The following is a 10,422-nucleotide window of genomic DNA, read 5'->3' on the forward strand; positions in this document are numbered from 1 at the left end:
ACCAGCCACGGCAAGATCATCTCACCGTGGCCAGCAGTTACGGGACACCCCTTAGGCTGTCGAATAGGTTGTCGAAGACGTAGTAGACCGGCAGTAGCGTCCAAGCCACCAGCTGGTGGAGGGCAGTGACCGTGGAGCGCTCCAGGGCGTGGCGGTTGGTGGGGCGGCTGGTCGTCCGGCTCTTGCCGTCGATCAGGGAACCCCGCTTGCCGTGGGCTGCGATCGGGTCGGGTGTCCAGCGCAAGCTGCTGCTGGTGCCGCGAAGGGCGGATTGCACGACTGCGGGCCGTACAACTCCTTCAGGAGTGCCAGAAGCGGCCACGCCACAACGAATGCCACCCTCCAAGGCCCTGAGGGTGGCATTCTCCCGCGTTGTCAGCTCTTGTGCTGCCCGGTGCGGCGGTTGCGATGCGCCCGCCAGGCGAGCAGAGCGGCGAGGGCTACTGCCCCCATGCCGACCGGTGTCGTGATCAGCTCACGTGCGCGGTCGAGGGAGAACCACGAGTTGGGTTGCCACGTCGACCAGCCCTGGCTGTCCTGGTCGTTTGGGGTGCCATCGCGGGCAGGGTCGCCGGAGTGTTGCCCGGGCTCGGATCCCTCGGAGGAACCTGCGGAGGTGCCGCCTTCGCCCCGAGGGCCGGTTTCGCCTGCGGATCGGTCGCCTCCGCTGTCGGCGCGTTCGCCGCCGTCCCCGCCGCCTTGGCTCCCTGCGCTTCCTGAACCGTCTCCGGTGCCTCCTGCGCCGGTGGAACTGTTGTCGCCTGCGGAGCCGCCGTTGCTGCTGGTGCCGCCGCTGGTGCCGTTGTTGGATTCAACGCCGTTGGATTCACCGCCGTTGGCCCCACCGCCCGGGCTGCCACCCGTGCCCTCGTCTGACTCCCCTTGGTCATCGTCGCCGCCCGGGGGCTGAGGGACCGGGCGCTCCGGCAGGATGGGGCGGACGGTGCCGGGATACGTGATGTCCGGGCGTTTGGGCGGGATGGGGAGGACAGTGCCGGGGTGTGTGATGTCCGGGTGTTTGGGCGGGATGGGGCGGACGGGCGTGTCAGGTGTCGGATCGCGGTGGTCACGGTCCTTGGTCACGGTGGCGGCGGCCGCCGGGTGCGGGCTGTGTGCCGACGCTGCAGGGGCTGCCAGTGGTGACAGCGCCAGGGCCCCGGCCAGCGCGGCGATGACATGTGCTCGATACCGACGCATGGTGGTCGTTCTCCTTCATTGGTGGGGCCTCGTGCCCCGCTCATGTGCAGGAGGCGCGACCGCCGCGGACACCAACAACTTTTTTCGCCGGGTTTTGAATGGCCGATTCTTCAGCCCTGGTCGAAGTCGAGGGCGATTGCGTCTGCGGCAGGGCTTGTGCGGCAGGCGAGGGCGTACCGGGCGTCGATATCGGTCGCTGGCAGCGCGCGGGGAGTGCGGAGGCGTACCCGGTCATGCGTCACCTTGGCGAGACAGGTCCCGCAGACGCCCTCGTGGCAGGAGCGCGGCAGATCCAGTCCGGCGTGAAGTCCGGCGTCGAGCACGGTCCGCGGCGCGCGAACCGTGAAGGTGGTCCGCACACCGCGATCGATCACGTCACCTGAGCCGCGCGTGCGCCTGCCTCGCCGTGTGGTTGCTGCCTCCCGCTCGGAGCGGGGTTGTCGGCGGGTGCGCGGAAAACCGCTCGGCGTGGATCTACTGCGGCGCCGGCCCCAGCTCCGTCAGGGCCGTGCGGATGTCGGCGATGAGGCTGCCCGGCCCGCTCACTCACCGTGCGCGGAGGAAGTCGGGTACCGGGTTCTCCGGAAGGCTCCGGCCCTTTCGTGTGGTCATGCCGTCGGGACAGCGGCACTGGACGGTGTTGGACGAGGACCGCCTGGCGCCGATGGCGGCGGACGAGTTCCTCCAGGAGTCTTTGGCCACCACGCCGAAGCAGATCAGCAACACCTTAAGGCGGCTGCGTCGTCCCCAAGTGCCAGTGCCAGTGCCAGTGCCAGTGCCAGTGCCAGTGCCAGTGGCCTTGGACGTCGCCGAGGACGCAGATGTGCTTCCGGCACCGTGAGCTGCTCACGAAGCCGGGCAGCCGCCGCTGGGGGAGTTCCTCGCCCACCCGTGGGTCCGTCCGCTGCCGGGCTTCGGCCTGAGCTCGGTGGACGCCTGCCCCCGTCCGAGGAGGAGTCCAAACGCATCCGCACCCTGACCCGCCACGTCGAGACCGACTTCGACGGACTCACCGGCGACGAACGCGAGCAGATCAAGCGTCGCCGGAACCGTGTCGTGACGGCCCTCGACCAGCTGGCCGATCGGGACGAGGACCGCGGCGTGGGCGGCCAACCGCGAGCTGGTGGCCCGGGGCAACCGCTGACCGCAGCGTCGCGATCACGCCCGGTCCCGGCTTACGGGCGGGCTGGAACTCTGGCTGCTGAAAAGGCTGCCGGATAGATCGCCACACCATCATCCGTGGTGTGGAACAGCCCGGGCGGCAGCGAGAAAGCCGAGCAGGATAAACGGAATTCCTCGCCCCATCAAGTCCCGAGCTTTCACGTCACGACAAGAAGCGGATCGCTTGACTTACTTGATTCATGCCCTCACCGAAAAGATGGTCTTGGTTCAACTTCGGAAAGAAGATGGAGTGATCTCTCGTGATCAATCTCAGGAAGGCTCTTACCGCCGGTGCAATCGCCGCTTTCCTTGCAGTTCCTGCGGGGATATCGGCTGAGTCCGCCAGTGCCCAGTCCCCTAATCCCACGTGTACCTGCACATGCAACTGCACGAACGGAAACGGCACAAAGGGAAATGGTACAAACGGAGGGGGTAAGGGAGGAAAGGGGACTAAGGGGGGAAAGGGTACCAAGGGCGGCAAGGGTGGAGGGGGCAAGGGTGCGGGTGCAGGAGCCGCCAATCCAGGTGTGGTGGTCAAGTATGGTCCCGCAGTAATGGAGTAAGTTCTGAAATTCCAGTATCAGCCTCGAACTATTGAGACGGCTCGTCTGCTGACAGGCGGGCCGTTTCGGCTGCTGCGTTGGGTGGGGTTGCTCTTCGAGGGAACGGCAGGACAGGAGCGGAACAGGTCCGGTTCGGCCCGCGGCACTGCCACATCCGCCAGGCAGTACCAAGTCGGATGACCCACCTCCTGGCGCGCGGATGCACCTATGGACGTCAGCCGCAGGAGCAAGGTTGATCAGGACTCCGCTCCAACGCTCTGCATCGACGTAACGGGGAACCGGGCTTGATCAGGCTGCTCTTCCGGTGTCGCGGCCGGCCTTGGACTTCGCGGGCCGAGCACGAGCGCCCGGCCGGTGCCCTGCACCGCGGACAGGGATCTGCACGAGCGTGCTCGCCGGCACCCGCGTCCTGGACCCGGCCAGGACGCGGGTGCGCGTGGTGACGGGCCTGAGCAATCGGCCGAAAAAGATTCTTGGAAAACCGCTGCGAAAAGGTGTTGGCCCCGGTGCGTGTCATGGATCTCACAGGTGTCGGACACCGGAACGGATCTCCCCACCGGTTGAACTCCTTCTTGAAGGATCGCGGCCATGCTCCTCTTCGACCACCCGGACGAAACGCGCAACACTTCGGCATTGGCATCGACATCGGCAGCTCACGCCCCGCATGACGCCCACCAGGCCGCGCTGACCCTGCCCTCGCAGGAGGCATCCGTTCCCGCCTCCCGCCACTTCGCGGAAGATCTCCTCAGCCGCTGGGGAGTCGGCGAGGACGAGTGCGACTCCGCCGCACTCATCGTCGACGAGCTGGCCTCGAACGCCGTCCAGCACGGTCACGCCCTTATGACCCTGCTCCTCGCCCTCGACGCAGACGAGCTGCTCATCACCCTCGCGGACTCGGGCGCCGTCGTCCGGCACGAGCACGGGCACGCGGACCTCGCCGCCGACGAGCACGGCCGCGGCACGGGGATCGTCGAATTTCTGGCGCTGTGGACCGAGGTCCACGACAACGACGACGGCCGCGAGGTCCGCGTGGCCATGCGCGTCACGTGCGGCGCACTGCACTGAGCCCCTAGCTCCCAGCCGCCGTCCCGGCCACCGGCGTCGCCGGTGGCCGGGATGTTTCTTGCGGATTGTGCCGGTGTTCCCGTCGGCGCGGCCGCTCATCTGTGGAGCAGGCCTCCGTCAGCCGGAGCACACGCTGGTGCTGAGCGTGGACAAGACGCCTCAGACCAGGGCCCTGGACCGGCCTTGGCCGGCGCGGCCGAACGTGCCGGGAGTGCTGAACGTGCCGGGAGTGCCCAGCATCGCAGTCTCGACAACGCCTGCTCGGGCCTACGACCTCTTCACCGCCCTGGATGTCACGACGGGTACGGTCACCGGCTCGCTCCACCGATGACATGGCGGCGGAGTACAAGAAATTCCTGGCCTTCATCGACGACTTCACCGGCTGATCACGACACTCAGCAGTTCTGCTCGATCGGGTCGCACTGCTTCGGCGGGATCGGGAAGTAGCTGGGCGGGGGCTTCTTCTTCGTCGGTGGTGGCGTGGTGTCGTCCTTCGGCGGCGGAGGCGGCGGAGGTGCCGGGGGCGGGGGAGGCAGGGGCGGGGGATTCTCGCCCGGCGGCGGATCGCGCTGCTCATCCGGCGGCGGATTGTCGCCCGGCGGCGGATTTCCGGGCCGCTCCGGCTTCTGCCTACCAGGCTCGTCCTGATCCTGACCGCCCGTGCCACCACCCGGGTCCCGATCGCCGGGTGTGTCCTTCTGGTTCACCGAGGGCGGCTTCGACGGCACCTTGTCGCCCGGCCCGTAGGTCTCGCCCGGGCCCAGGGTTCTGCCGTTGACGACGTCACCTGGCTTGAGCACGACGCCCGGCGGCACGGTGCCTCCGCGCTCTATACGCGTCACCTGCGTTCCCGGGCGGTCCTCCTGCGGCCCCGGCCCCTCACTCGCCCACAGGAAGGGGCCCGCGACCAGGATTCCCACGCCCGCCACACCGGCCGCGGCCATCTTGGCCGGCGTGGGAGACACACGGCGGGCCCACCGGTCGCGGGGAATGGGGAAGCCGTTCTGGTCGAAGCGCCTCGCGCGCTCGGTCACCTCCTGCCGCCGCTGCGCGTGCTCCGGGCCGGTGACCACCTCGATCACCTGGTCGCGGAACGCCGGCGAGAGCACAGGGACGGGCAGCAGGGTCAGCAGCGAGGCGGCGCTGACGTCGCGGTGCTTGCGCTCGGCGCAGACCTCGCACTCGCCGATGTGCCGGTTGATGCGCTTGCGCATCAAGATGGTCATCGTGCCGTCCCAGGCATCGAGCATCTGGGCCAGCTCTGCGTAGTCGCGCCGCCCGTTGCGGGCCACGATCACCGCGGCCAGGGCGTGCTCCAGCTGCTGGCGTGCGCGGGACAGCAGCGCGTGCGTGTGGTTGAGCGGCAGGCCCAGCGCGGCGGCCAGCTCCGCGCCCTGAAGGTCCTGGCGCATGGCCAGCTCCAGCACCTCGCGGTTGCGGGTGTTCAGCCCCTCGAACGCGTCCGTCACCAGGCGCCGCAGCTCTTCGGTGCGCAGGCCGGCATCGAGGTCGACACTCTCGTCACGCACCTCGCCGGCCTCCTCGATCGCCGCACTGCGGCGTTGGCCGCGCAACTGGTGCAGGCATTCGTTACGGGCTATGGCATACAGCCAAGGACGCAGCCGCTCCGGGTTCCGCAGCTGGCCGATCCGCTCATTGGCGAGCACGAACGTGTCCTGCAGCGCGTCAGCTGCCGCGTCGGGACTGTGCAGCACCGAGCAGCAGTAGCCGTACAGGCGATGCGCGTAAGTGTCGTATGCCTCTGCAAGCCCTTGGGGATCGGACGCCTGCATGGCGGCGACCATCCCGCGGTCGTTCATGCTCACGACAGTAGACCTCCTAGCAGAGTTGCGCAGATCCGCAACCGGACAGACGTGACGCTGTGCGGGTCCGCTGCTCTCACCAGGAAATACGTGTCGCCATGGCCGGCCAAGCAACGGAAATACGTGTCTTGACCGGGACGGAAAGCCGGGGTATCGACCGTGAGCGGGCGGGCGCGCGCGGGCGACCGAGAGCCTCGGCGGCCGCCCGTATCCCACCCATCCGGCGCCGTCAAGCAACGAGAATCCGCGACTGCAACACCTCACCGCCTCCCCACACGGTGGACGCATGTCGACGCCCGAATTCTGCGCCCATATCGCCCGCGCCTCAGGGCTCACGGCATGGTGGCTGGTCTCGGCCGCCGTGCTGTGGGGGCTGCTGCACTCCACCCGTGTCATCGGCCGGGCGCCCGGCGCCGCCCGACGCATTCAGGCACACCGGCAGCTCGCCGCGGCTTCCCTGGTCTTCACCGCAATCCATCTGGCATCCCTGGCCGTTGACCCCCGGCTGCTGTTCGGCTGGGCCGAATTTCTCGCCCCACTGCCCACCCGCCACCGCCCGCTCGCCGGGGCCTGGGGCGTGGCCGCCGTATACCTGCTGGTAGCGATCCAGATCACCTCCCTGTTGCGCTCCCGGCTGCCGCAGCGACTGTGGCGACACGTCCACCGAAGCTCCTTCGCCGTCTTCGTCCTGGTCACCCTGCACGCCCTCACCGCAGGTAAAGCGACCGGCGACCCGCTCACCCGCTGGACCGCGACGGTCACCGGCGCTGCCTTCGGCCTCCTGGTGGCCCACCGGCTGCACGCAGGCCGGCGCATCGCGCGGACCCTCTCCCGGCTCCGGCCCTCCCGCCACCCACGGCCGGCCGCACCCCCCACCGTCCCCGGCTTCCACCGGCTCCACATCACCGACATACGACAAGAGACCCCGGATACCGTGTCCCTCGCCTTCGACATCCCCGCCGAGCTGACGGCCGCGTTCCGCTTCCGGCCCGGTCAGCACCTCACACTGCGTGCCGTCCTCGACGGTAACGAGGCCCTGCGCCCGTACTCCATCTCCAGCGGCATCGCCGACGGGGAATTGCGCATCGCGGTCAAACAGCACTCAGGCGGCAAGGTATCCACCTGGATCAACACCCGCCTGCGCACAGGCGACCAGGTCGACATCGCACCCCCACGCGGCCGGTTCACCACAGACCTTCACCCGCTCCAAAAACGTCACCTGCTCGCCATCGCGGCCGGAAGCGGCATCACACCCGTGATCTCCATCGTCAAAAGCGTCCTCGCCGTCGAATCACACAGCCGCTGCACTCTGGTCTACGGCAGCCGCGACAGCCAATCGACGATCTTCCGCGGGCAACTGGCACTCCTGTCGTGCACATACGGTGACCGCCTGCGCGTCATTCACGTACACAGCCGCGGCCACTGCCCGGACCCGCTGCTGCGCGGACGGCTCACGGGCGCGAAGATCCGCGAACTCGCCGACGTACTGGCCCTCACCCACGACCTCGGCGAAGCGTTCCTGAGCGGGCCGGAGGGCCTCATCGCCGACATACGCGCGGCCCTGACGGAGCTTGGACTGGCGCCGCAGCACATCCATACCGAGCGGTTTTCCGGGCACCGGCAAGACACCCCCGCTCCGAGCGGGAGGCAGCGACCGTACGACGAGGCGGGCGCACGCACGGCTCGGGTGCATGTGATCGACCGCGGCGTCCACACCACCGTCACGGTTCCCGCCCCGCACACCGTGCTCGACGCCGGGCTTCACGCCGGACTGGATCTGCCGCACTCCTGCCGCGAGGGCGTCTGCGGAACGTGCCGCGCAAAGGTGACCAGCGGCCAGGTACGCCTCCTCGCCCCCTGCGCACTGCAACCGGCGGACATCGACGCTGGATACGTCCTCGCCTGCCGCACCCTTCCCGTCGCAGACAAGGTCACCATCGACTTCGATCAGGGCTGACTATCAAGTGGTTCGAGAAATCCGCTGAACAGGCTGTCGGTCCCCGGCCCGGTCGGCTCCCGCATACGAGCGGGGCGCAAGGCCCCACCGAAGAAGGAGGCCTCATGCGTCGTGACAGGAGACCGTGACCACCGCCAAAACCCCTCGTCCTCCGCGGGGTTGGGAAGCCGTGACCACCGGGACCCGTCGTCCTCCTCCGGATCTGGCACGCGCAACCCCTCGCGGCCTCCGCTGGTCCCGGCCCACCCAGTCCGCCCCGTCGGCCCAGGCGGCGGCGATGCGCCGGGTGGCGGCTCGACCGGCGCAGGCGACTCCAACGGCGGCGGGTCCACGGGGGGGCGGGTCCACGGGTGGCGGGTCCACCGACGGCGGCGGAACCGATGGCGGTGACTCCACAGGCAGCGGCGGCAGCGGTGGATCCGAGACCGGCAACAGTTCCACCAGCGAAGGAAGCGCGGCAGGAGGCGCACGAACCTCAGGAAGCCAGGGCAGCGAAGGCAGCGCGGGCAGCGGTGGACAAGACCGTCAACGCCCGTCCGGCGGCGATCGATCCGACAGCAAAGACAGCCGATCCACAGGCGAAACCGGCTCCCGGGGCGCAGCCGGCACCTCCGCAGGTTCCTCAGGAGCACCGGAGTCCAGGCGACACCCCGGCGACCCGTCCCGCGGCAGCAACCCGACCGACCAGGACAGCCTGGACCAAACGACGAACCAGCCCGCCTCGTGGTTCTCACTCGACCGCGTACGCGAGTTCATCACGACGCCCCTCGGCATGGCGGCAGCGGCCCTCGCCGGTCTGGTGGCCTGGCGGGTGCATCGCAATCGCCGCACCAGGCAGCAGAAGAACTGACCACACGCCAGGCAGCCAGGCACATGCGGCGCGCATTGCGGCGGGGCTGATTCACCCTGGCCCCGTCCGGCTGCGCCACGCCACTTGGCCGCAACCGGCCGCGGAGGCGCCGAGCTGAGCACGCAGCAAGGAACAAGTCCTCACCAATCGACGAGAGCGGACAACGGCCACGGACACCGCAGCTCACGCGCGGTTTTCCGCTGGCGCTGGAAGCGATGAGCCCGGCCTCGGCGGCGGGTTCACAGCCACGATGCTGCCGCAGCGCTTGGTCTCGTCAAGTGCGCGCAGAACATCCCCGGTTGGTTGCTGTCGGGCTGTCGGGCTTCTGGCCAGGACGGCGATCAGACCAGCGCGGTGGATGTCACGCAGGCCTACGCTCCGCTCACCAACACTCAGCGTCCCGGTCAGCGCGGTGCCGCCGGACTCGTGGCGCACGATGCTGCAGCCACGGCGTGAGCGAAAGGCCGAAGAAGGAACGCGGCCTCCCACGTCTCGGCGGGGTGACGGACAGGTGGTCGTCACGCGTCTTCGGTCGGCGGCTTCCACACCGGCTCACCCACCCTTACCGGACCACTCCAGCCGCGAATCACGCCAAAACGTACAACGAGGCAGCTCGTCATGCCGCCCCTACGGGCGCCGCGGAAACAAACAACGGAAAACGCCCGCAGAAAAGTGCTGGCGGCCAGGCACCCCGTGACTCCTGCATATGAGCGTGGACACCAGGTCCCGCCCGGCCAGAAGGAACAGCCATGCACGACACACCGCGCACCGCGACGGGCTCGTCACATCCCGTACTGTCACATCGCGAACAGCAGGTCCTCCAGTACATCGCCGACGGTCACACCTACGGCGCAACCGCCCGCCGTATCGGCATCTCCGTGCACACCGTCGACGGCTACCTCCGCCGCATCCGGGCGAAATCCGGCGCCCGCACCCAGGCGGAGCTGATCCGGTTGGCGCTACTGTCCGAGCAGCCCGGAAACTGAGCGCCGCCTCACCCTTCCGCCCCACATCCGCGAGATGACCAGCAGGTGGCTTCCGCGTCATCAGATGGATGCGTTTCGTGATCTCGGACCCCTCGGTTGGCTCATCGAACGAGGCTCGCTGAGGGAAGGCCGGGCGCGCGGCAGGAAGGGCCGCCGAAAGACGTGGCGGCGTGCTGGACGCTGGTGGACGGAGACCGGGACCGTGTGCCCGCGAACGCCAGGCCGCCCGCGACCAGCAGCAGTCCGAGGATGGGCACGAAGGGGCCGAGGAAGAACACCGACTCGAGCGCCACCAGCGCCGTGATCACAAGGTACGCGGCCGGTGGCGGCACCGTCGTCAGCAGGTCGCCGGGCGTCATCGTCTACCGGAAGAATCCGAGTCCGCGACGCGTGCACACCTCTGGGGACAGCGTGCCGAGATAGCCGAAGAAGGTCAGATGCCCGCCGGGGACCAGGGCCCGCCGGGGACCAGGGCGCCCATATACCGCTCCAGCAGGGAACGCACCACGTCGGGGGCGAAGTTCGTACAGGGCAGACAGGAGACGATCATGGCGAGCCCTGGCCCGCCGCTTTGGTCATCGCGAGCACATGAGCCACTCCGTCCAAGCCGTCGCCGGTCTGCTGTCCCATCAGCAGACCACGGACCTGGCTCGGCTCAGCAGAGGTGAACATCGGGCCTTACCGATGTCCTCGACGCCGCGCCGCCAACTATGCACGAGTTCGTTAGGGCTCGCAGAGAATCAACATGCTGATTTGATCTCCGTGGGGCTGTTGTTCGCGAGGAACGCCGTGACGTCAGCGGGCGTTCGGAACCTGGCAG

General features: G+C 68.6%; 10 protein-coding genes. 3 read left to right on the forward strand and 7 right to left on the reverse strand.

The genetic code is table 11. From position 1 onward, the window contains the following. Positions 1-37 precede the first annotated feature (37 nt). The 4 genes from AB0I10_RS38725 to AB0I10_RS38740 form a co-directional block, all read right to left on the reverse strand. Positions 38-277, reverse strand: coding sequence for a hypothetical protein (locus AB0I10_RS38725; RefSeq protein ID WP_363157445.1), 240 nt, complete (start codon positions 275-277; stop codon positions 38-40). Between the two features lie 98 nt (positions 278-375). Next, entirely contained in the window at positions 376-1,197 is an 822-nt protein-coding gene (locus AB0I10_RS38730) for a hypothetical protein (RefSeq protein WP_363157446.1), read from the reverse strand. 110 nt (positions 1,198-1,307) lie between these two features. Then, entirely contained in the window at positions 1,308-1,571 is a 264-nt protein-coding gene (locus AB0I10_RS38735; protein ID WP_363157447.1) for a 2Fe-2S iron-sulfur cluster binding domain-containing protein, read from the reverse strand. Positions 1,572-2,043: 472 nt separating this feature from the next. Beyond that, entirely contained in the window at positions 2,044-2,310 is a 267-nt protein-coding gene (locus tag AB0I10_RS38740; protein WP_363157448.1) for a hypothetical protein, read from the reverse strand. A 1,199-nt stretch (positions 2,311-3,509) separates the two neighbouring features. Here AB0I10_RS38740 and AB0I10_RS38745 point away from each other — a divergent pair. Continuing rightward, complete coding sequence (locus AB0I10_RS38745) at positions 3,510-3,986, forward strand: ATP-binding protein (RefSeq protein ID WP_363157449.1); 477 nt, start codon at positions 3,510-3,512, stop codon at positions 3,984-3,986. A gap of 395 nt (positions 3,987-4,381) precedes the next feature. On the opposite strand, the gene AB0I10_RS38750 is transcribed toward AB0I10_RS38745, so the two are convergent. Continuing rightward, the gene (locus AB0I10_RS38750) at positions 4,382-5,806 is read right to left on the reverse strand and encodes an RNA polymerase sigma factor (RefSeq protein WP_363157450.1); all 1,425 of its coding nucleotides are present in this window, start codon (positions 5,804-5,806) and stop codon (positions 4,382-4,384) included. A 289-nt stretch (positions 5,807-6,095) separates the two neighbouring features. Here AB0I10_RS38750 and AB0I10_RS38755 point away from each other — a divergent pair, with 289 nt between their 5' ends. Continuing rightward, entirely contained in the window at positions 6,096-7,766 is a 1,671-nt protein-coding gene (locus tag AB0I10_RS38755) for a 2Fe-2S iron-sulfur cluster-binding protein (protein WP_363157451.1), read from the forward strand. Between the two features lie 1,599 nt (positions 7,767-9,365). Beyond that, complete coding sequence (locus tag AB0I10_RS38760) at positions 9,366-9,602, forward strand: helix-turn-helix transcriptional regulator (protein WP_363157452.1); 237 nt, start codon at positions 9,366-9,368, stop codon at positions 9,600-9,602. A gap of 101 nt (positions 9,603-9,703) precedes the next feature. Here AB0I10_RS38760 and AB0I10_RS38765 read toward each other — a convergent pair whose 3' ends face one another. Further along, positions 9,704-9,961, reverse strand: coding sequence for a hypothetical protein (locus tag AB0I10_RS38765; RefSeq protein WP_363157453.1), 258 nt, complete (start codon positions 9,959-9,961; stop codon positions 9,704-9,706). Between the two features lie 187 nt (positions 9,962-10,148). Continuing rightward, entirely contained in the window at positions 10,149-10,274 is a 126-nt protein-coding gene (locus AB0I10_RS38770; protein ID WP_363157454.1) for a hypothetical protein, read from the reverse strand. Positions 10,275-10,422 lie beyond the last annotated feature (148 nt).

This window comes from Streptomyces sp. NPDC050636, assembly GCF_040654775.1.
In the GTDB taxonomy this organism is placed as follows: Bacteria; Actinomycetota; Actinomycetes; order Streptomycetales; family Streptomycetaceae; genus Streptomyces.